Raw genomic sequence first — 20,463 nt, 5'->3', positions numbered from 1 at the left:
GCGCATCGGCGGCCCGCACGCGATGTGCCCGACGATGCCGTCCGCGCGGCGGCCTGCGTGCCGCCGCCACCACTCTTTCGCGCGCCGCGCTTGCGTTCCGCTATGTTGAATTTCTCCGATACGGCGCTCTACGGCGCGCCGATCGTGCTGGCCGACCTCGCCGCGTGGCGGCTGCTCGGGCACGATCGCCCCGTGGCTCGCGCCATCCGTCGCTGTGCGGCGTTCGCCGCGCTGAGCGCCGTGCTGTTCGCGACCGGCGTCAGCCCGCTCGTCGTTCCCGCGTCGCTTGGCGGGCTCGATCGGATCGTGGTGCAGGCCATCTGCATCGCATGGTGGCTCCAGTGCGCGATCGTGTTCAGCCTGCTGATCAATCATCTGCTGCTGCCGCGTGCGTGGCGCAGCCAGCGGCTCTTTCACGACATCGCGGAAGGCATCGTATTCGGCGCGGCCGCGGTGGCCGCGCTGGGCTACGTGCTCGGCCTGCCGTTGAGCGGCCTCGTCGCGACGTCCGGCGCCGTCGCGGTGATCCTCGGGCTTGCGCTCCAGAACACGCTGAACGACGTGTTCTCCGGGCTCGTGCTGAATACCACGCAACCGTTCCGGCTCGACGATACGGTCTCGATCGGCGAGCTCGAAGGGCGGATCGTCGAGAGCAACTGGCGCGCGACGAAGCTGATCGACAGTCTCGGCAATCTGGTCGTCGTGCCGAACAGCACCGCGGCGCGCGCCACCATCGTGAACCTCAGCGAGCCGGCCGGCCTGCACGGCGTCACGCTCGCGCTCGACCTCGATCCTGCGGTGCGGCCGGCCGTCGCCGTCGGCGCGCTGGAGCGGGCCGCGGCGAGTTCGCTCGACGTGCTCGCACGCCCTGCGCCGATCGCCGTCGTGAAGGCTTTCCGCGCGAACGCGATCCAGTACGAACTCGTCTGTTACGTCGACGCGCTGCAGAAGAAGACGACCGTGCGCAATGCGCTCTACGATCTCGCGCATCGGCATCTGGCCGCGGCAGGCGTCGCGTGGCGGCCGCTCGCGGGCGCTGCGTCGGCGTCGGCATCGTCATCGACATCGCCAGGGCATCCGGTATCGCGTCGGCTGTTGCTGTTGCGTGCGGTCGAATTGTTTGCGTGCGTCGACGACGACGATCTGGCCGTGCTGGCCGATGCGCTTGTCGCGCGTTCGTTCGGCAAGGGCGACGTGATCTATGCGTCGGATTCGGAGTCACGCGTGCTGACGATCGTCGAATCGGGCGTCGCGGCGGTGTTCGTGCCGGGCGCGTCGGGCGACGTCGAAGTCCGGCGGATGGCGCCGGGCGATGCGATCGGGCAGTCGGTCGTGCTCGCCGGCACGCGGCTTCACGCGACCGTCCGCGCGATGACGGCCATGACCGTGCATCAGCTTCGCAGCGAGGATCTGTCGGCGCTGATCGGCAGGAAGCCGGCGCTCGGCAGGCTGATGTGCGAGTCGCTCACCGACCATATCGCGACCGAGGAACGGATGATGATTCCGCCGGTCGAGAAGGCGCACGCGGGGTTCAGCCTGATCGGCTGGCTCGAGAAGGAAATGAAGCGGCTGCACGATTCGCTCGGCTGACGCCGGGCCGGATCGCGAGCGGCCGCCGGCGGCCCGGCGACCCGTGAACGGGCGCGTCAGTCCGGCGTCGTGAAGCGCTCGACGAGATCGGGCTGGTCGAGCTGCTCGACCCACCAGTGCAGCGCGCGGCCCGCTTCGTCGCCGCGCCACGCGAGATAGCAGTGCGTGGTGTCGCGCATGCCCGTCACCTGGCGCGCGACGAGCTTGCCGTCGGCGATCGCGCGCGCCGCGATGCATTCCGGCAGCGTGCCGACCGCGAGCCCTTCGCATTGCGCTTCCAGTTTCGCGGCCAGCGTCGGGACCGCGAGGGTCGGCTGGCCCGCATCGATCGCGACCGACTGCGGCTGCAATTCGCGCGACGTATCGCTGATCACCGCGCCGCGATACTGGACGACCGACGTCATCGCCAGCGGTTCGGGCAGCGACGCGAGCGGATGGGACGGCGCGACCGCGAACACGTGTTTGAGCGAACCGATCGGCCGCGCGACGATGCCCGGCAATTCCGGCGGTTCGCCCGCCGCGCCGACGACGAGATCCGCCCGACGCGAAATCAGCGCATCCCACGCGCCGCCGAGCACTTCGGTGGACAGCCGCAGCCGCGTATCCATCCCGAGCGCGTAGAACCGGTGCACGTACGGCCAAAGCGCGTCGAACGGCAGGATTTCGTCGATGCAGACGCGGACTTCCGTTTCCCAGCCCTGTTGTGCCCGCAGCGCCTTCATTTCGAGTTGCTCGGCCGCGCGCAACAGGCGCCGGCCTTCCTCGACGACGATGCGCCCTGCATGCGTGAGCTTCGCGCGCCGTCCGCTGCGGTCGAACAGCGCCACGCCGAGATCGCTTTCGAGTTTCTGCACCAGGTAGGTCAGCGCCGAGGGGACGCGATGCAGCAGTTCCGCTGCTTCGGCAAAGGTTCCGGTGCGGTCGATCGCGTCCAGGGCTTCGAGCGCTTCGAATGACAGCTTCATCGCGAATTCCGGTAGAGGTGGCTGGCGCATCATACCAGTGCCGGTACGGCGCGGGCTCCAGCGTGCAAGTCCGTCGCGATGTGTACGGCGTTCAAGCGTAGAAGTCGATCAGCGTGTCGAGATTGCGTTGCGCGCGCTGCTCGAGCGGCGCGAATTCCGCCGATCGAAACAGCGGGGCCTGCCCGCGCAGATGTTCGAGCGCCTGCCTGCGACCGGCTCGGAAGCTTGCCGACGGCGCATCGGGATCCTGCGCCCACTCGCGTGCAATCGCGCGGTCGTACTCGCGAAGCCGCTCGGGCGCGGCCGCGAGGATCGCGAGATCGGCGTCGAGAAAAATCCGCCCCGCGCGCTGCAATGCCGGATCGGCGGCGAACGTTTCAGGCAGCCGGTGCGACTGCGTCGCGAGGACGAGATCGGATGCAACGGACACGTGCGATGCGTGCGCATGCAACCACGACGCGGTACAGTGCGTGTTGGTGACCTGCGCGAGCCATTGCGCGCTGCGCGCTTCGTTGCTTGCGTAGTCTGGCAGCGTCGTCGCGTAGACGACATCGTGGGCCCAGACCGCAAGCTCGATGGCCGGCCATAGGGGTTGCGCGCGATACGGCGCGAGGTGCGCGAACAGTTCCGCCAGATGCGCGAGCGTGTGATAGAAGCGCTGCGGCTGGCCATAGGCGCGTGCGACGAGCGGCCACACGGTCGCAGTGCCGAAGCAGGCGTCGCAGGCGGCGCGCAGCGTGCGCTCGATATCGGGGGCGATGGCATTCATGGCGGCGCTCGGCTCGGGCGGACGATGCGCGCAGCATAGCAAACGCGGCGGCGTGCAGGCACGCAACTTGCGCGCGGGCACGGACCGCACCCCTTCGGAGGCTTCCATGAAACGAATCTGGCCGCGACGATCGATGCTCGCGATAGGTGTGCTCGCAACAGTCGGGCTGCATGCAGCCGTCGCATCGGCGGCGCCCGACGTCTCGATCGGCCATGCGAATTACGGGACGACCGCGTCCGGGCAGCCGGTGAGCCAGTACACGCTCGCGAACCGGCACGGCGTGACGCTGAAAGTCATCACGTATGGCGGCATCGTGACCGCACTCGAGGTGCCGGACCGCACCGGCCGCGTGGCCGACATCGTGCTCGGCTTCGATTCGCTGCACGATTACGAAGCGCGCAACGGCAACATCCATTTCGGCGCGCTGATCGGCCGGTATGCGAATCGCATCGCGGGCGGGCGTTTCACGCTCGACGGCAAAACCTGGAAGCTGCCGGTCAACGACGGGCCGAACACGCTGCACGGCGGCCCCGACAGTTTCGACGCGAAGGTATGGACGGTCGCCGGCACGCACAGCGACGCGACCGGTGCGAGCGTCACGCTGCGCTACGTGAGCCCCGACGGCGAGAACGGCTTCCCCGGCACGTTGACGACGGACGTGACCTACACGCTGACCCGCGACGATCAGGTCCGCATCGATTACCGTGCAACGACCGACCGGGACACGGTCGTCAACCTGACGAACCACAGCTACTTCAATCTGGCGGGGCAGGCCGGCGGCAGCGTCGAGCGGCAATTGATCGAGATCGCCGCATCGCGCTTCACGCCGACCGACGACACGTCGATTCCGACCGGGCAACTGGCGAGCGTCGCGGGCACGCCGATGGATCTGCGCCAGTTGACGCCGATCGGCGCGCATCTGCGCGATGCGTATCCGCAGCTCGCGCTCGCGCATGGCTACGACCAGAACTGGGTGCTGGACCAGGGTGGCCAGTCGGCGCCGGCGTTTGCCGCGCGCGCTTACGACCCGGCGTCGGGGCGTTTTCTCGAGTTGTACACGACGCAGCCGGGGCTGCAGTTCTACACGGCCAACGGGTTGAGCGGCAGCGTCGCGGGCAAGGGCGGAACGGTCTACCGGCAAACCGATGCGTTCGCGCTGGAAGCCGAGCATTTTCCCGATTCGCCGAATCGTCCGGCCTTCCCGTCGACGGTGCTCAAGCCGGGCGAGACGCTGCACGAAGTGACGGTGTGGCGGGTGGGTGCGCGATGAGCGTGTGGGTCGCGGCCGCGTTCCGGCGCGTCAATGCGACGACACGAACACCGCATCGTCGAACGCTTCGGGAATCGCGAAGCTCGCGCGCATGCGCTGCGTCTCCTTCGCCGGCGTCAAGCCGAACAGGCGCTTGAATTCGCGGCTGAACTGCGACGGGCTCGTGTAGCCGACCGCGTAGCCGGCCGCCTCCGCCGTCAGGTCCTGGCGCACCATCAATAATCGCGCCTGATGCAGGCGCGTCGACTTCAGGTACTGCATCGGCGACACCTGCGTGATCGCCTTGAAATGGCTGTGAAAGCTCGGCACACTCATGCCGGCCGCGTCGGCCAGTTGCGACACGTCGAGCGGCCGCGCGTAGTCGGTGTGGATCACGCGCAATGCGCGCCCGATCCGGCCGAACTGCCCGCGCATCGCCAGTGCGCTGCGCATCGCATCGCCCTGCGCGCCGGTCAGCACGCGGAAATACAGCTCGCGAAGCAGCGCCGGGCCGAGCACCGCGGCGTCGAGCGGCCGCTGCATCGCCTCGACGAAACGCAGCACGGACGCGTACATCGCTTCATCCATCGGCGTCGACATCATACTCTTCGGTGCCTGCACGGGTCGTGCGAGGCCGGCGCGATCGATCTGCGCGGCGAGTTCGGCGGCCAGCGTGAAATCGAGGTGCAGGTACAGCGCGAGCAGCGGGCGCTCGGGCGTGGCGTCGGTTTCCATGCTGAACGGGACGGGTACGGAGACGGCCAGGTAATGGTGCTCGTCGTACAGATAGCGCTCGCCGCCGAAGTAGCCGCGCTTCGATCCCTGGCACACGATCACGATGCCCGGGTCGTACAGCACCGGCGTGCGCGACAGCGCGCGGTTCGAGCGCAGGATGCGCACGCTCGGCAGCGCCGTCAGGTTGTAGCCTTCGTCGGGCGCGAGCGCGCGCAGCAGCGTCACCAGGCGCTTCCGGTCGCGCGGGGACAGCGCCGGAGATCGGGCGGAGATGGGCGAGGTGCTCATAGTTTTGTGCAAGAAAATCAGCGGAATCGGGCTTATTCTGCGCAGTGCGTCAGACTAGTATGCATGCTTCGATCGACATTCGGGAGAAGCTCACATGGCATCCGGCAACATCATGCTCATTACCGGCGTCAGCAGCGGTTTCGGTCGCGCGCTCGCCCGGGAGGCGCTGGCCGCCGGCCACACGGTGGTCGGTACGGTGCGCAGCGCGCAGGCGGCGCGCGATTTCGAGGCGCTGTCCGCGCAGGCGGCCGTCGCGCGCGTGCTCGACGTGACCGACTTCGACCGCATCGACGGCGTCGTCGCGGACATCGAGGCGAACGTCGGGCCCATCGACGCGCTGGTGAACAACGCGGGTTACGGGCACGAAGGGATCATGGAGGAGGCGCCGCTCGACGAGATGCGCCGGCAGTTCGACGTGAACGTGTTCGGCGCGGTCGCGATGATGAAGGCCGTCGTGCCGTTCATGCGCGCGCGCCGGCGCGGCCGCATCCTGAACATCACGTCGATGGGCGGGCACATCACGATGCCGGGCATCGCGTACTACTGCGGCAGCAAGTTCGCGCTGGAAGGCATTTCCGAAACCCTCGGCAAGGAGCTCGAACCGTTCGGCATCGCGGTGACGGCCGTGGCGCCGGGTTCGTTCCGCACCGACTGGGCCGGCCGCTCGATGGTGCGCACGCCGCGCTCGATTGCCGACTACGATGCGCTGTTCGATCCGATCCGCCGCGCGCGCGAGGAGAAAAGCGGCAAGCAGCCGGGCGACCCCGCGAAGGCCGCGCGGGCGATGCTCGCCGTGATCGCGGCGGACCGTCCGCCCGCGCATCTGCTGCTCGGCAGCGATGCGCTGCGGCTCGTGCGGAGCAAACTGTCGGCGCTGGACGACGAAATCCGCGCGTGGGAAGCCGTGACGGTGTCGACGGACGGCTGACGCGCGCGGCATCGTTCATTTCCTGCCGGTGGATGATCGGCCGTCGCTGCGCGCGATGGCGTCGAGGTTTCACAATAATGGCCGATAATGGCAACCGGCCCGCTCGCCACGTTCATCCACCTCACCGGAGCATCGCGATGCCATACGTCACCACGAAGGACAACGTCGATATTTTCTACAAGGATTGGGGTCCGAAAGATGCACAGCCCGTCATGTTCCACCACGGCTGGCCGCTGTCCAGCGACGACTGGGATGCGCAGCTGCTGTTCTTCGTCCAGAACGGCTATCGCGTGATCGCGCACGACCGGCGCGGCCATGGCCGCTCGGCGCAGGTCTGGGATGGTCACGACATGGATCATTACGCGGCGGATGCGTTCGCGGTGGTCGAAGCGCTCGACCTGCGCAATGCGGTGCATATCGGGCACTCGACGGGCGGCGGGGAAGTGGCGCGCTACGTCGCGAAGCACGGCGAGCCGGCCGGCCGCGTCGCGAAGGCGGTGCTGGTCAGCGCGGTGCCGCCGCTGATGCTCAAGACCGACTCCAACCCCGAGGGCTTGCCGCTCGAGGTGTTCGACGGCTTCCGCAAAGCGCTCGCCGACAATCGCGCGCAGTTCTTCCTCGACGTGCCGAGCGGCCCGTTCTACGGGTTCAACCGCGAGGGCGCGACCGTGCACCAGGGCGTGATCCGCAACTGGTGGCGGCAGGGGATGGCAGGCAGCGCGAAGGCGCATTACGACGGCATCAAGGCGTTTTCGGAAACGGACCAGACCGACGACCTGAAGTCGATCTCCGTCCCGACGCTCGTGCTGCATGGCGAAGACGACCAGATCGTGCCGATCGCGGACTCCGCGCTGAAGTCGGTCAAGCTGCTGAAGAACGGCACGCTGAAGACCTATCCGGGCTATTCGCACGGGATGCTGACGGTCAACGCGGACGTGCTCAACGCCGACCTGCTCGCGTTCGTGCGGGCATGACGGTGTCGGCGCCAGCCCGCTGCGGCGGGCGGCGCCGCGATCGAAGGGAGGCGATCCGGCCGCGTGGGAAAGGGCGGATCGCCCGCCGGGTGCTTCACCCCAAATCGACGAAGCGCACGCCCGGATGCGCGAGGCGCGGCAGCCGGCTGCTCGGCAGCAAGATCGCGAGCGCCGCGTAGCGCATCGTCGATCGGCGTGACGCTTCGTTTGCGTCGCGCTGGCGCCCGCTAGCCATTGCGCAGGAACACGACGTAGCCGCGGAACCACGGATTCGACGCGAGATACGGCGGCGCGTCCCACTCGCCGCCCTGGATCACGCCGATGCGAAACGGCAGTTGCAGCCGCGCGACGCGCGGCAGATAGGCCGCATAGTCGGGAATCGTGCTGCGGCCCTGGTAGGTCTGCACGACCACTTCGTCGACGATCCCCTTGAGCCGGTTGACCTGGTCGGTATCGATGCGGCTGCTCCAGTCGAGCAGCCCCGTGATGCTCAGCCGGCAATCGGCGGGCAAGGTCTCGCGCAGCGTGCGCAGGAACGCGAGGTAATCCTGCAGGTGGCGCGTACCGGCATCGAAGTCGATCTGGATGCCGGCGATCGTGCGGCCCGACGCACGCCAGCGTGCGAGCTGCGCGAGCATGATCTGCGTGACGCGCGGCGTCCAGCGCAGCGTATGCGCGCGATAGACGAGCCACACGTGCGCGTCGGGCGCGGGCGGCAGCGCGACGCCCTGCGCGATCACGCGCACCTGCGACTCGTCCCGCGGCGACGCCTCGATCTGACCTTGCAGCACGTAGACGGCGCGCGCGCTGCGCACGACCGTCTGCGGCTTCACGCCCGCCCACAGCCAGAACGCGTCGTACCGTGCGGCGTCGACGGTGCCGGCCAGCGCACCGCGCGCGGCCAGCAGCAGCGCGATGCACGCGATGCGTTTCATGCGGCGCTTACCAGTAGTAGCGAAGCTTCCGCGCCCACGGGCTGCCCGCATAGGCGGTCTTCAGCGTGTCGAACCAGCGCTTGCGCGTGCTCTTCGACACTTCCTTGCCGCCGCACTCGTTGGAGCCGCTCGGCTCGTAGCACTTGATCGCGCGATAGAACGCGTACGCGCGGTCGTTCGGGTCCGCCTGCGTATCCGCCATCACCGTCACGTAGCTCGACATCCGCTCGTACGGCTTGCCCGCGAACTGCGACGGCGCGTCGCCGAGCGTCGGCGGCACGCGCGTGGCGGCCGTGCTCGACGCATTGCGGACCCACGACGGCACCGGATCGATTTCGAGGCCGGGCACCGGCGGATGAAGCCGCACGAAATCGGCCAGGCAGTTCAGCCCTTTCGGATCGGCGGGATTCTGCTGCAGCGTCGCGGCGATGTCGCGCGCCGAGGGGCACGTGTAGCCGTCTGCGTTTTTCGCACCGGCCGCGACGAACGGCTTCAACGGATCGGCGGACGTGCCGGACACCAGCGCCGTGTCGGCGATGAAATCCGCGTAGTGCGAACGCGTGAGCTCCTTGTACAGCAGCGTGTACAGCGCGGTGTCGCGCAGCGCGCTGCCGGTCGCGCGATTCCGCGCCTGCGCGCGCAGCAGGTCGGCATTGGCCGCGCGCTGCAGCAGCACCGCGCGGATCGCGGCGTTCTGCACGGGCGAATCGTCGGCGAATGCGTCGTTGACGAGCCCGGCCTGCTCCAGGTTGATCGCGAGCGCGAGTTCCAGCATTTCGCGCTGGAAGCGGAATGTCGCGAGCGGGATCAGGTCGCGCCACAACTGGCGGGCCTTGTCGTTCTGGCCGCTATCCTCCAGCGCGAACCCGCGCAGCGCCTGCTGGCTCAGCCCGAAGTAGTCGAGCGGCGCGGCGGGCGTTTGCGGCAGCAGGTCGAGGGCGGCATCCGGCTTGTGCCCGATCTGCACGTACCACGTTGCGAGCAGGTAGTCGTACAGCGCGGGTGCGTTCGCGAAGCGCGGCTTCTGCGCCTGCAGCTCGTCGAGCGTCATCGGCTTGCGGCTCGGATCGCTGCTGTCCGACGCACGCATGCGCAGCAGGTCGACGGTGGCGAGCACGGTCGGCGACTGGATCTGGCTCGCGTCGAATGCCGAGCCGAACAGCAGCTTGCTGTCGAATTCGTTCGCCAGCTGCATCAGCGGCACGTTCGACGTCGCCGGCGACCAGCGCGCGAGCGCACGGCCGTACAGGTCGGCCTGCTGCGTGACGTTGCCGTCGAGCCACGCGACACGCCGCAACAGCCCGCTCGCGGACACCGCGTAGCGCCCCTTCGGATACACCTTCAGATAGGTCCGGAACACCGTGTTCGCCGCGTCGAGCGACACCTTCGACACGCGCGCGCGCGTCGGCGTCGGGCTGTCGTTGTCGAATACGTTGGCCTGCGCCGCGTTTAACTGCGCGCGCCCGGCCATGTAGAGGCCGGTTTCCTTCAGCCACGGGTCCGCGCTGTGCGACGCGTTCGCGAAGGCGCGGGTCGCGGTGAGGAAGTCGGCGCGGTAGAACGCGTTCGTGCCGTCGAGGTACGCGGCGAACTGCTGGCCGAGCGGCAACTTGACCGGCGGCTTCGTCCACGCGGCGCTCGCGCCGCCCGCGGCACAGGTCTTCTGCGCGATGTCGGCGCGTGCCGCGCGCAGGCGCGCTGCTTCGTCGGCGGGCAGGCCGCCGGCGCCGGCCAGTGCGTCGTTGAACGCTTCCGCGCCCGCGCTCATGCTGCGGCAGATGCTGCCTTCGCCGTCCGCGTACCGGTTCGACGACGCATCCGTATCTGCTGCGCCGCGGGTCTGGTCGGGCTCCTTCTGGCCGATATAGATCCATCCGGAGAAATCCATCGGGAACGGCACGACGATCCGGTCGACCCGCTCTTTCGCCGGGATGGTCTTCGGGTCCGGAAACACCTGCGCGACCTTGCCGCTGTCGACCATCATCAGCATCGCGTTGATGCGCGTGTCGTTGGCGGGCGTCAGCATCGGCACGTTGCCGCATGAGTATGAAGTTTGCCGGAGCGTGTTCGGCACGTAGCAGCCATCGTCTCCACTGGCATGGGCGGCCGGCATCCAGAGCAGGCCGGCCGCCAGCGCGGCGAACAGGTTTCGGTGCAGCATCGGGTTTCTTCGCATTTTTCTTGTGTCGGGTAGGGGCCGCGACGGCCGGTTCTCTCAGGGGGCGCGGTCGGCCCCGGCGCGTATCGTACCTGACGAGGCGTGATGGCTCACGCGATGAATGCTGCCGTTCGAGGTGCTCGCCAACTGGGCCGGCGTGCGTGAGCGTCCCGCGGCGACCGCGCTCGCGCATCACGCGCACACGCTGGTGGCGATGCCTCCGTCGTCCATCTCGTCGAGCGCGGCCCGCAAGTCGTCGATGGCCACCATCAGCTCGCGGACCTGCCGCAACGACGGATATTGATGCAGCACGGCTTGCCACTGCGGCAGGGTCAGCAGCGCGTGCCAGATGACGCCGAGGCCGTCCGGATCGGCATCCGGTTGCCGCGCGAGCGCGCTCGCGTATTCGAGGCTGGCCTGTGCCGACAGCAACTGCATTCGGCTCGCGGCGCCCAGCAGGCGCGGTGTCGCGTCCGCGGACGCGTCGCAGCAATACAGCACCTCGCGTGGCAGCGCCGTTTCGTCGGTCGTCAACGCGTGCAGCGATGCGCCATGCACGCGCACCGTGCCCTGGTGCGTCTCGAATGCATAGACCGTGTCGGGCGCTGCCTGCGCGAGCAGGTTCAGGCCGCGCAGCAGCCGCGGCAGGTCGGTGGTCGCGGCATCCGCGGATGCCTTCGCTTCGACGAGAAAGCGCACGTTCCACGCGAGCGCCGGGTCGCCGCCGCGCGCGCGTTCGAGCAGGATCGCGTCCCATTCGGTTTTCGCGCGGTCGTGCCGGCCCGGGATCGACGACGGCACGCGCATCGACGTGACCACGCGGTAGGTGCGCTGCTCGTCCACCGCGTCGAGCCTGCGCGCCAGCGCGTCGAGCGCCTGCGCGGCCAGCGCTTCGACGGCTGCGCCGCGCTGCTGGGATGCCGCGCCTTGCGCGACGGCGGCCGTGCTGCCGACGAGCGGGCCTTGACGGACCCACAGTGCGCGGTAGCGACGCACGTCTTCGTCCGCGGCCAGCGCATCGAGTCGCAGCGTGCGTTCGAGCGCGGGGCTGTCCTTGAGTTTGACGATGTCCTGCTCGAATGCCGCGTCGGTCGCCATCTCGGGCAGCGCGAGCAATTGCGCGAGTGCGGCACGCAGCTCGGCCCACGCCGCCGAGGTCGCGGCCGCATGCAGGCGCGCGAGGCCGTCGCGTTGCCAGGCCTGCGCGCTGCGCTCGAGCTTGGCCGGGTGCGCGATCGCATTGACGGCCGCGTGGAGCGCGCGCCGGTCCTGCTCGGCGTGCGCGGACAACGACGCGTATTCGCGTACGTTCGGCGCATCGTGGCGCAGCACCGATGCCTGAAACGACGGATCGCCGGATGACGGATCCATCGCATCGCGGATCATCCGTGCGAGCGCATCGATGAAGCGCTGCCGCAGGTCCGCGCCGGGCGCGTGGCCGTCCGCCTGCATCCTGCGCGCTTCCTCGATCACGACCGCCAGCGCGGTGGCCGGGTTCGTCGCGTCGGTCAGCGACGACGCGCGGTCGAGCGGCGGCAGCCGATAACGGCGCGCGACGGTGCGCAGGGTGGCATCGAGCAGGGCGGGCAGCGGTGTCAGCGACATGGCGGATCGGGCGTGAAAGCGACGTGACCCGTCACGCGGTCAACGTCACCGACAGGCTGCCGAGCTCGCCGAAGCGGACCGTCAGCGCATCGCCGAGCGGCACCTCGATCGCACCCGCGTACGAGCCGGTCGTCACGATCTGGCCGGCGCGCACCGCATCGCCGCGCGACGCGAGGAAGTTGACGAGCCACACCAGCGGCTTCAGCGGATCGCCGTCCGGATGGAGGCCGTCGATCGTCCGGTTCAGCGCGCCTTCGAACGACAGCGCCAGCGTCGCGAGCGGCGCGTTCAAGCCGTCGGGCACGGCCGGGCCGACGCACAATCCCTGGTTGAATTGCCCGTCGGCCAGCAGCTCGAACTTCGACGCGCGCGCCGGCTCCGCATAGCGGCAGCCGAGTATCTCGAGCACGACGCGCACTTCCCGGATCGCCGCCCGCACGTCGCCTTCGGCGTACGGTTGCTCGCGCGCGGGCAGGTCGCGGTCGAGCACGAACGCGATTTCCGGTTCGATCCGCACGATCGGCCCGCCGACGACGCGGTACGGTGCATCGGCTTCGCGGATCGTCGACGCGAAGATCGGCGCGAGGATCACGCGATCGGGCGGCGGCGGCGCGCATTTCCATCCGCCGACGGGTTCGCCGAGCAGAACGGCCACGCGCTGCTGGATCGCGAGCGCGGTGTCGATGTCGTCGGGGCGCAGTGCATCGGGCAACAGCGGGCCGGGCGCGCCGGCATGGCGGGCGGCGACGAGATGCTGGGCGGCGCCGTCCACGCGTTCGGTAGTCGTTGTCATGTCGGTTGAGCGAGTCGAAAGTGGGGCCGGAAAAAAGGGCCGGACGAAAGTCGCACATTCGATGATAGCGCCTTCGGCGCGATGGCCGCTCGATAGCGCGTCGGCGCACGCATGGCCGGCCCGGTTCGCGGCCTGGCCGGCAACGCAAGCTACTCCCTTCCCGTCGCGCCGTTTCGCCGCATGCGCGGTCGCCGCCGGACTTGATCGCCGTCAATATTCGAACCCGCCGTCGGGCGATGATGGAGACATGGCCGGGCGCGACGGCGCGCGCGGCAACTCACCCCAGCGAGGTTCGCATGTACGAGAAGATCATGGTGGCCGTCGACGGCAGCGCTTCGTCGAAGCGGGCGCTGGCCGAGGCCGTGAAGGTGGCGCTGGCGGGCGATACGCACGTCAGCGTCGTGTACGTGGTCGACAAGTCGGCGCTGTTCACGTATGCCGGCCGTCTCGATCCGCACGCGCTCGTCGAGGAAATTCGCGACGACGGGCGCAAGGTGCTGCGCGAAGCCGAACGGATCGTCGCGCTGGCCGGCGCGAAAGGCGAAGCCGAACTCGTCGAGACCGAGAGCATCGGCGAGGACGTCGCGGAACGCCTGCAACGTTACGTGAAGGAGCGCGGGATCGATCTCGCGGTGGTCGGCACGCACGGGCGGCGCGGCATCCGGCGCGTGCTGCTCGGCAGCGTCGCCGAGCGTTTCGTGCGCGGCTCGAAGTGCCCGGTGCTGTTGATTCGTGGCGACGACGCCGACGAGCCGGTCGCCGCGGCCGCGGCATGACGCGGCGCGCACGATGATACGCCGCCAGTACCGGATCGTCGTCGCGGCGATCGCCGTGTTCGTGTCGCTCGCCGGCATGATGGCCGTCGTGACGGGCCTGCTGTTCGATGCGACGACGGCGCTGCGCGGCGGCGCCGTTGCGTTGATCGTCGGCGTGGCCGGCTTCGTCGTGATGCTGAACCCGGGGCCGAAAGACGAGGCGTGACCCGCATGGAGGAGGGGGGCGCACGTCCGGCCTCGGTTTTGCGACGACCGGCGACAGCCGTTGCTCCGCCCCGGGTTCGCCCGATTCGAGGGCTTCACCGCGCTGTCGCCGTGGATTACGCAGTACCTGAAGAGCGAATACGGGATGTCGCTTGTGATGGCGTCCGCGTCCGCGACCGGCCTCTCGCTGCCGGGCTCCGTGTGGCGCACACCCGTCGTCACGGGCTGAACGTCTTTCGACCGTTCCGATGTGCTGGCGCGCTGCCCGCAGGGTTCGCGGCCGCGCACGCGCATCTTCCCGTTCGGGAGGGGGCGGGCGGCGTATCCGGCCGCGCGCGCTTCTGTCAAACTGGCGCCCATGAAACCGCGCCTCGCCTCACCGCTTTCCCCCGATTCCGCGCCTGCGCCCGCAGGTTTTCCCGACGCCGACGAACTGGCCGCACTGCGCGCGTGGTACGCGGGCATGACCGTGCGCCAGGCCGTCGAGCGCTACCTGCCCGACCGGCTCGGCGACGGACGGTCGGCGCGCGGCGTGATCGGCGCCATTCGCCGGCGCCTCGTGCGCGTCGCGCGGCAGATTGGCCGCCCCGATCTCGCGGAACGGCTCGGCCATCCGGACGGTGAGCGTTTGCGGGAGGCGAAGGCGGCAACCGACGCGATCGGCCTGCTGCGTCATGCGCGCGCGCCGGTCCCGCAGATCGGCGACGACGTCGGCCTGTGGTTGCCGGCGCGCGCGGTCGCGGCGTTGCGTGCGCACGGGATCGCGACGCTCGCCGACCTGACCGTGCGGATTCCGCGCCGGCGTCAGTGGTGGCGTGCGATCGCGGGGCTCGGCATGGCCAGCGCGCGGCGCATCGAGGCGTTCTTCGCCGCGCATCCGGAGCTGACCGAACGCGCGCGTGCGCTGATCGCCGCGACGCCGCGCGGCAGCATCGTGCCGTGGGAGCAATTGAAGCTGCCGCACGAAGTCGACGGCTCGGCCGGCACGTTCCGCGCGCCGCGCGCGACCAGCACGCTCGATGCGGACAACGATTACGCGGCCGTGCACGCATGGCTGTCGCTGCACGAATCGGCCGCGACGCGGCGTGCATACCGGAAGGAGGCCGAGCGGCTGATCCTGTGGGCGATCGTCGAGCGCGGCCGCGCGCTGTCGTCGCTGACGACCGAGGATGCGCTCGCGTATCGCGCGTTCATCCGGCGGCCGACGCCTCACGAACGCTGGGTCGGCCCCGTGCGGCCGCGCGGCGCGCCCGACTGGCGACCGTTTTCGGGCGCGTTGTCCGCGCGGTCCGCGGCGTACACGCTGTCGGTGCTCGGCGCGCTGTTCCGCTGGCTGATCGAGCAGCGCTACCTGCTCGCGAATCCGTTCGCCGGCGTGAAGGTGCGCGACACGCGCGGCGCGACCGCCCTCGATACGTCGCACGCGTTTACCGAAGGCGAGTGGCTACTGGTTCGCACGATCGCCGACGGGCTCGAATTCCGCAAGCGCACGGGCGACGCTGCGCCGCAGTCGGGCTGGACGCCGGCCGCCGCGCAACGGCTGCGCTTCATTCTCGATTTCGGCTATGCGACCGGGCTGCGCGCGAGCGAACTGGTCGGCGCGACGCTCGGCGACATCGGGACGGACGCGCATGGCGACGCGTGGCTGAAGGTGATCGGCAAGGGCCGCAAGGCCGCCCGCGTCGCGCTGCCGCCGCTGGCGCGCACGGCGCTCGATCGCTATCTGGTCGCGCGCCGGTTGCCGGTCACGCCGGCGCGCTGGCGGCCCGATACGCCGCTGATTCCGAGCCTCGCGGAAGACGACGCGGCCGCGATCACCAGCGTGCGGCTGTGGAAGGTGATGCAGCGTTTCTTCGTGCAGACGGCCGATAGCGTCGAGGCCGACCACCCGGCGCTCGCGCACAAGCTGCGCCAGGCGAGCCCGCACTGGATGCGGCATACGCATGCGACGCACGCGCTGGCGCGCGGCGCGGAGCTGACGACGGTGCGCGACAACCTGCGGCATGCGTCGATCTCGACGACGTCGATCTATCTGCATGGCGACGACGTGAAGCGGGCGCGGCAGATGTCGAGTGCGTTCGGCGTGGACAAGTAGGCGAGTCGGAAGCTGCCGGCCGGCACCGCGCACACGACGGCAGCGGTCGATGCCTGGGCGCGTTTCGCGTCCGCGAATGGATGACGCACCGCAGCGTATCGGCAGACAAGGCGGAACGGTCCGGCGCGCACGACGGTCATAAACTTTTTCATCGGGAGCGGCGGATGGTATCGAGCCAGCGCACGGTCGATTTCATCGTCGAGCAGATCGCGGCGGCCGGTACGATATCGGCGCGCAAGATGTTCGGCGAATACGGCATCTATTGCGACGGCAGGATGGTCGCGCTCGTCTGCGACGACCGGCTGTTCGTCAAGCCGACGCCCGAAGGCCGCGCGTATCTCGGCGCGTGCGACGAAGCCCCGCCGTATCCGGCCGCGAAGCCGCATCTCGTCATCGCCGGCGATCGCTGGGACGATCGCGAATGGCTGTCGACGCTGATCCGGATCACCGCCGCGCAATTGCCGCTGCCGGTGAAGCGCGGCCGATGACGATCGAGTCGGATGCCGCGCCGCGCAGCCGGCAGGCGTATTCTGTGACACATGCGCGCGACCATCGTGCGCCAGGGAGTACCAACATGGAGACATCCGGACCGTCGCGCGGCACGCGGCTGGCGCGCCGCGCCTGGCGCGCGCTCGTCGTGACCCTGTGCGTAGGCTGGAGCGCGCTGTCGTTCGGCGCGGAGGGCGCGAACGGCGCGGCCGCGCTGCTCGACCGCTACCGCAGCCTCGGCCCGCAACTGCAGGACAACGCGTTTCACCGGCCCCTGGTGCTCGAATCGTCGGAAGCGTCGTCGTCGCTGAAGGGCGACATCTATGCGGTCGTCGATTATCCGTTCGCGGCGGTGAACGGCCAGCTCAACGATCCCGCACGAGGCCCCGCGAACTGGTGCGCGGTGCTGATCCTGCACCTGAACACGAAGTACTGTCACGCATCGAGCGGCGCCAACGGCGCGGTGCTCGACGTGAACCTCGGCCGCAAGATCGAGCAAAAGCTGTCGGACACCTATCGCGTGCAGTTCCGCTACCGCGTGGCGGCCGCGACGCCCGATTATTTCCAGGTCGACCTGACCGCCGACAGCGGCCCGATGGGCACGAAGGATTACCGGATCGCGCTCGAGGCCGTGCCGGTCGGCGCGTCGCGCACGTTTCTGCACCTCACGTATTCGTATGGCTTCGGCACGGTCGGCCGGATGGCGATGAAGACCTATCTCGCGACCGTCGGCAGCGACAAGGTCGGGTTCACGACCGTCGGCGCCGCGTCGGCCGCGCAGCCGCGGTACGTCGGCGGCGTGCGCGGGCTGCTGGAGCGCAACACGATGCGCTACTACCTCGCGATCGACACGTATCTCGCGACGCTCGACAAGCCGCTCGATGCGCGCCTCGCGCGCTGGTTCGACGCGACCGAGCAGTACCCGCAGCAACTGCACGAAGTGGAGCGCGGCGCGTATCTGCAGATGAAAACGCAGGAGGTGCAGCGGCAGCAGACGGCGAAGTAGGCGCCGCCCGCCGCTCAATCGAGCAACCCCGCGACGACGTCGACGATCCGCTGCAGCAGCGCTTCGTCGTAAGGCAGCCAAGGCACCGCGCGCAGTGGCGACGGCGGCGGGGCGGTCGTCGCATCGACGGGTTCGCCGTCGCGCGTCACGCGGCCCGTCGCGCAATGCACCGACCATGCGCCGACGCGCACATGACGTTCGTCGATCGTCATTCTCCCTTGCGCGAGCGCATCGGCGAACACGAGCGACAGCACGTGCTTGCGATGCCGCGCCATCACGCCCAGCGGTAGATCCGACAATCGGTTCAGGCGGTCCCGGCGTTCCGTCTCGATATCGCGCTGGCGGACCGGGTCCGTCGCGCGTGCGGCGACTGCCGCATGCGTCGCATCGTCGTCGAGCGCGAACGCGGACACGCTCACGAGCAGGTCGACCGCACGCGCCACTTCGGAGAACACCACACGATCGATTTCGCCAATCGGCACCGGCAGCCACCGTGCGCCGTGTCGGCGTTCGAAGTGCAGCCGGCGCGACGTACCGTGGCTTTCCGAGCCGGGATAAAGCCGCGCATCGACGACGAAGGTCGCGCGCACGTCGCCGAATTCGCGGACGAGCGCGTCGTCGTACGCGCGGATCGACCAGCCTTCGCGGCGCGCGACGCCGAGCAGCGGCCGGCTCGACAGCACGTGGCCTTCGAACATTGCGGAATCGCTGGCCGATGCGTCGCCATCGCTCGCCACGTAGTACTCACGGAACGCCTGCCTGACCGGTTGTCGCAGCGAACGGCCGACGAACGTACGCTGCCACGCGAGTCGCTCGTCCGCGTCGGCCAGCAACGGGTGCCATAGCCGGATCTCGCAGTCGTCGGCGATCTCGCACGCCTGGCCGGCCGCATCGCGCAGCACGACCTTGCCTTTGGCGATATCGGGGATGAACGATTGCGTCGAACCGTCGCCGTTGTTTTGTGCCAGCCAGATCATCCGCGCCGAGAACGCGGCGCCGGCCGGCGCGTCGACGAGCCGCTCGCGCCATTCTGCGTGGCCGAGCGTCATCGGCTGCCAGAAGCCGGCCTCCATGCACGTGGCGAGCATCGCGAGCTGCTTCTTGTCGGGCTTCGCGTCGAGCGTCATCCGCAGCGCGGTGCGCGGCCGCTCGCCGAGTGCGCGTTCGGCCGGCTTCAGGTTGCGCGCGAGTTTCTTCTGCACGCCCGCGTGACGGACGACGGCCAGAGCGTCGCGCAGCGCGCGTACGCTCTCGGGTGTCGGGATCGTCTCGATCGCATGGCCGAGCGCGATGGCGAGCGATTGCGACGGCGCGGTTTTCGCGGCCGTCGGCGCGACGCATACGCCCGTCAGCAGCGGCCCGATCAGCGGGCGCAGCCATGCTTCGTCGCGATAGGCGGCCACGCGCGCGGCGCGTGACAGAACTTGCGCGTCCTCGGTCGTGAACGCGCGATCGGCTTCGTAAGGCACGGTGCCGGCATGCAGCGCGGCGACCTGTCGCGCGGCTTCGGTCAGCGCGTCGCGCGCGAACGCGACGTACGCGGCCTCTTCCGCGAGCGTCACGGCCGGATCGCTGAGGTCGAGCCACAGCCGCTTCGGCGCGAAATAGCCGTCGTTCGTCGCAGCCAGTGCGAGCAGCGCGGCCGGGCCGAGTTCGGGCAACACGTCGAGTTCGCGCACGCGAAACGGCGAATCGGCCAGCGCCTGCGCATAGGCTTCGTGCCGTGCCGAGAAGTCGCGGCGGCCGGTGAACCGGTCGAGCGCATACGCGGCATAGGCGGATGCCGCGTGCAATCCACCTTCTTCCGGTTCGCCGGCGATCCGCGCGAGTTCGGCCTGCAGCGCGGCCGACGGCAGCGCGTCGAGACTCGGCAGATCCTCCAGCGCGCGTTTCCATCCGCCGGCCGGAATGGCGCGGAACAGTTCGAGCGCCGCGTCGGCGTCGATGAGCGGCACGAGGCCGAGCGCATCGATCTGCCGGCGCAGCCAGCACGCGAATACCGCGCGCGGATCGTCGAACGCTTGGTCGCGCACGAGGAGCTCGTGCTCGACGCGCCGGAAAGCCGGCCACACGGCGCCGAGCGCAGGCGCGTCGAGCGTCGACAGGTCGATCGGCTCGTCGACGGAGCCCGAGGGGGCGGCCGGGTCGGTCAGGCGCGCGACCAGCAGTGCAACGAGGGCGTGGTCAGTCATGCACGCGCTCCCGGCCGGCTGCGGCGTTCCGGCACGATTTCTTCCATACCGGTCGCGCGACGCGTATCGCGCCGCCGAAGCGGGCTACGTGTTTCGATCGTGTACTGCATGGTCTCGCTCTCGCCGTGAAAAACCCTGGGGGCGCACAGTATTGCACCCTGATTGATCCGATTGCGCGGAGGCCCATGCGCCGGCCCGCCCAAGCCGGTTTGGCCGCTCCGAGCCGGCCGACCGACCGTCCGGCCATTTCATAAGACGTACAGTTTTCCCGCGATACGCGACTCGCGCCGAACTGTACTCTTGTCCGCGCGTTCGATGTGTGTACTCGCCGCCAACTGTTCTTCTCTTAAGATTCGATCATCAAGTGCACAGTGCCGAGGATCCAGCTGGTTCGGAACCCTGCCGGCGCATCTTCAAGAGAGAGCCAGTGCGATGGAAAAGGCAAAACCGGAGGGAAAGATCAGGAATCACGACGGCCCGGTCGGCGGGCAAAACGCGTGCGTGTCGGATGCACATGGCGTGGCGGCGCGGCTGCGCCCGCCCGCGGGAGACGCACGATGAAACTCTATGAAAAACTCGCGGACGACATCGAGCGCCTGATTCGCCAGGGCGTGTACCGGCACGGCGATCGGATTCCGTCGGTGCGGCAGGCGAGCCAGCAGCACCGGATCAGCATCACGACCGTGCTGCATGCGTATCTGCTGCTGGAGAG

18 protein-coding genes and 1 pseudogene are annotated in these 20,463 nt (G+C 69.2%); 11 read left to right on the top strand and 8 right to left on the bottom strand.

Annotated elements, in window-relative coordinates:
• Positions 1-102: 102 nt before the first annotated feature.
• Entirely contained in the window at positions 103-1,590 is a 1,488-nt protein-coding gene (locus WT97_RS31225; protein ID WP_060355068.1) for a mechanosensitive ion channel family protein, read from the top strand.
• Between the two features lie 56 nt (positions 1,591-1,646).
• Here the strand turns inward: WT97_RS31225 and WT97_RS31220 are convergent, their stop codons facing one another.
• Together WT97_RS31220 and WT97_RS31215 are read right to left on the bottom strand one after the other, a co-directional pair.
• Entirely contained in the window at positions 1,647-2,555 is a 909-nt protein-coding gene (locus tag WT97_RS31220; RefSeq protein ID WP_034209340.1) for a LysR family transcriptional regulator, read from the bottom strand.
• 91 nt (positions 2,556-2,646) lie between these two features.
• Positions 2,647-3,324 carry a hypothetical protein gene (locus WT97_RS31215; RefSeq protein ID WP_060355067.1) on the bottom strand — a complete coding sequence of 226 codons (678 nt, stop codon included), beginning with the start codon at positions 3,322-3,324 and terminating at the stop codon, positions 2,647-2,649.
• A 106-nt stretch (positions 3,325-3,430) separates the two neighbouring features.
• On the opposite strand from WT97_RS31215, the gene WT97_RS31210 reads away from it, so the two are divergent.
• Positions 3,431-4,594, top strand: a complete 1,164-nt coding sequence (locus WT97_RS31210; RefSeq protein WP_060355080.1) for an aldose epimerase family protein — start codon at positions 3,431-3,433, stop codon at positions 4,592-4,594.
• Between the two features lie 30 nt (positions 4,595-4,624).
• Here the strand turns inward: WT97_RS31210 and WT97_RS31205 are convergent, their stop codons facing one another.
• Complete coding sequence (locus WT97_RS31205) at positions 4,625-5,596, bottom strand: AraC family transcriptional regulator (RefSeq protein WP_060355066.1); 972 nt, start codon at positions 5,594-5,596, stop codon at positions 4,625-4,627.
• Between the two features lie 94 nt (positions 5,597-5,690).
• On the opposite strand from WT97_RS31205, the gene WT97_RS31200 reads away from it, so the two are divergent.
• Both WT97_RS31200 and WT97_RS31195 read left to right on the top strand, forming a co-directional pair.
• Positions 5,691-6,524 carry an oxidoreductase gene (locus WT97_RS31200; protein ID WP_059793063.1) on the top strand — a complete coding sequence of 278 codons (834 nt, stop codon included), beginning with the start codon at positions 5,691-5,693 and terminating at the stop codon, positions 6,522-6,524.
• A gap of 137 nt (positions 6,525-6,661) precedes the next feature.
• Positions 6,662-7,498, top strand: a complete 837-nt coding sequence (locus WT97_RS31195; protein ID WP_060355065.1) for an alpha/beta fold hydrolase — start codon at positions 6,662-6,664, stop codon at positions 7,496-7,498.
• Positions 7,499-7,725: 227 nt separating this feature from the next.
• On the opposite strand, the gene WT97_RS31190 is transcribed toward WT97_RS31195, so the two are convergent.
• From WT97_RS31190 to WT97_RS31175, 4 genes are all read right to left on the bottom strand, one after another.
• Positions 7,726-8,433, bottom strand: a complete 708-nt coding sequence (locus tag WT97_RS31190; protein WP_060355064.1) for a DUF3142 domain-containing protein — start codon at positions 8,431-8,433, stop codon at positions 7,726-7,728.
• Positions 8,434-8,440: 7 nt separating this feature from the next.
• The gene (locus WT97_RS31185) at positions 8,441-10,609 is read right to left on the bottom strand and encodes a hypothetical protein (protein ID WP_060355063.1); all 2,169 of its coding nucleotides are present in this window, start codon (positions 10,607-10,609) and stop codon (positions 8,441-8,443) included.
• 174 nt (positions 10,610-10,783) lie between these two features.
• Positions 10,784-12,196 (bottom strand): hypothetical protein, encoded by a 1,413-nt coding sequence (locus WT97_RS31180; RefSeq protein WP_060355062.1) that lies wholly within the window; start codon positions 12,194-12,196, stop codon positions 10,784-10,786.
• Positions 12,197-12,227: 31 nt separating this feature from the next.
• Positions 12,228-12,989: a 2-keto-4-pentenoate hydratase gene (locus WT97_RS31175; protein ID WP_060355061.1), complete on the bottom strand. Its 762-nt coding sequence runs from the start codon at positions 12,987-12,989 to the stop codon at positions 12,228-12,230.
• A 296-nt stretch (positions 12,990-13,285) separates the two neighbouring features.
• Between WT97_RS31175 and WT97_RS31170 the strand changes: the two genes are divergently transcribed.
• The 6 genes and pseudogenes from WT97_RS31170 to WT97_RS31150 all read left to right on the top strand — a co-directional run bounded on the left by WT97_RS31170 (position 13,286) and on the right by WT97_RS31150 (position 17,559).
• A complete protein-coding gene (locus WT97_RS31170; RefSeq protein ID WP_060355060.1) occupies positions 13,286-13,765 on the top strand; it encodes a universal stress protein in 480 nt (159 codons plus the stop codon).
• A gap of 13 nt (positions 13,766-13,778) precedes the next feature.
• Complete coding sequence (locus tag WT97_RS31165) at positions 13,779-13,970, top strand: DUF2964 family protein (protein WP_059503043.1); 192 nt, start codon at positions 13,779-13,781, stop codon at positions 13,968-13,970.
• Positions 13,971-14,054: 84 nt separating this feature from the next.
• Positions 14,055-14,177: pseudogene (locus WT97_RS34425) on the top strand (MFS transporter); the annotation flags it as partial.
• A gap of 150 nt (positions 14,178-14,327) precedes the next feature.
• Positions 14,328-16,064 (top strand): site-specific integrase, encoded by a 1,737-nt coding sequence (locus WT97_RS31160; protein WP_060355059.1) that lies wholly within the window; start codon positions 14,328-14,330, stop codon positions 16,062-16,064.
• 164 nt (positions 16,065-16,228) lie between these two features.
• Entirely contained in the window at positions 16,229-16,552 is a 324-nt protein-coding gene (locus tag WT97_RS31155) for a TfoX/Sxy family protein (RefSeq protein ID WP_060355058.1), read from the top strand.
• Positions 16,553-16,638: 86 nt separating this feature from the next.
• A complete protein-coding gene (locus WT97_RS31150; RefSeq protein ID WP_060355079.1) occupies positions 16,639-17,559 on the top strand; it encodes a hypothetical protein in 921 nt (306 codons plus the stop codon).
• A gap of 14 nt (positions 17,560-17,573) precedes the next feature.
• Here WT97_RS31150 and WT97_RS31145 read toward each other — a convergent pair whose 3' ends face one another.
• The gene (locus WT97_RS31145) at positions 17,574-19,751 is read right to left on the bottom strand and encodes a DUF4132 domain-containing protein (RefSeq protein ID WP_060355057.1); all 2,178 of its coding nucleotides are present in this window, start codon (positions 19,749-19,751) and stop codon (positions 17,574-17,576) included.
• Between the two features lie 557 nt (positions 19,752-20,308).
• Between WT97_RS31145 and WT97_RS33855 the strand changes: the two genes are divergently transcribed.
• A partial coding sequence (locus tag WT97_RS33855; RefSeq protein WP_124469915.1) for a GntR family transcriptional regulator occupies positions 20,309-20,463 on the top strand: 155 nt, incomplete at its 3' end.

The organism is Burkholderia sp. MSMB1459WGS, assembly GCF_001534535.1.
Classification (GTDB): Bacteria; Pseudomonadota; Gammaproteobacteria; order Burkholderiales; family Burkholderiaceae; genus Burkholderia.
Note: the sequence above shows the minus strand (reverse complement) of the source record. Positions and strands in the feature narration are given on the sequence as shown.

What these genes read in the sequence shown, in the direction of transcription:
- WT97_RS31225 (WP_060355068.1), top strand. Translation starts at nt 103, where the DNA reads ATGTTGAATTTCTCCGATACGGCGCTCTACGGCGCGCCGATCGTGCTG.
- WT97_RS31220 (WP_034209340.1), bottom strand. Translation starts at nt 2,555, where the DNA reads ATGAAGCTGTCATTCGAAGCGCTCGAAGCCCTGGACGCGATCGACCGC.
- WT97_RS31215 (WP_060355067.1), bottom strand. Translation starts at nt 3,324, where the DNA reads ATGAATGCCATCGCCCCCGATATCGAGCGCACGCTGCGCGCCGCCTGC.
- WT97_RS31210 (WP_060355080.1), top strand. Translation starts at nt 3,431, where the DNA reads ATGAAACGAATCTGGCCGCGACGATCGATGCTCGCGATAGGTGTGCTC.
- WT97_RS31205 (WP_060355066.1), bottom strand. Translation starts at nt 5,596, where the DNA reads ATGAGCACCTCGCCCATCTCCGCCCGATCTCCGGCGCTGTCCCCGCGC.
- WT97_RS31200 (WP_059793063.1), top strand. Translation starts at nt 5,691, where the DNA reads ATGGCATCCGGCAACATCATGCTCATTACCGGCGTCAGCAGCGGTTTC.
- WT97_RS31195 (WP_060355065.1), top strand. Translation starts at nt 6,662, where the DNA reads ATGCCATACGTCACCACGAAGGACAACGTCGATATTTTCTACAAGGAT.
- WT97_RS31190 (WP_060355064.1), bottom strand. Translation starts at nt 8,433, where the DNA reads ATGAAACGCATCGCGTGCATCGCGCTGCTGCTGGCCGCGCGCGGTGCG.
- WT97_RS31185 (WP_060355063.1), bottom strand. Translation starts at nt 10,609, where the DNA reads ATGCGAAGAAACCCGATGCTGCACCGAAACCTGTTCGCCGCGCTGGCG.
- WT97_RS31180 (WP_060355062.1), bottom strand. Translation starts at nt 12,196, where the DNA reads ATGTCGCTGACACCGCTGCCCGCCCTGCTCGATGCCACCCTGCGCACC.
- WT97_RS31175 (WP_060355061.1), bottom strand. Translation starts at nt 12,989, where the DNA reads ATGACAACGACTACCGAACGCGTGGACGGCGCCGCCCAGCATCTCGTC.
- WT97_RS31170 (WP_060355060.1), top strand. Translation starts at nt 13,286, where the DNA reads ATGTACGAGAAGATCATGGTGGCCGTCGACGGCAGCGCTTCGTCGAAG.
- WT97_RS31165 (WP_059503043.1), top strand. Translation starts at nt 13,779, where the DNA reads ATGATACGCCGCCAGTACCGGATCGTCGTCGCGGCGATCGCCGTGTTC.
- WT97_RS31160 (WP_060355059.1), top strand. Translation starts at nt 14,328, where the DNA reads ATGAAACCGCGCCTCGCCTCACCGCTTTCCCCCGATTCCGCGCCTGCG.
- WT97_RS31155 (WP_060355058.1), top strand. Translation starts at nt 16,229, where the DNA reads ATGGTATCGAGCCAGCGCACGGTCGATTTCATCGTCGAGCAGATCGCG.
- WT97_RS31150 (WP_060355079.1), top strand. Translation starts at nt 16,639, where the DNA reads ATGGAGACATCCGGACCGTCGCGCGGCACGCGGCTGGCGCGCCGCGCC.
- WT97_RS31145 (WP_060355057.1), bottom strand. Translation starts at nt 19,751, where the DNA reads ATGACTGACCACGCCCTCGTTGCACTGCTGGTCGCGCGCCTGACCGAC.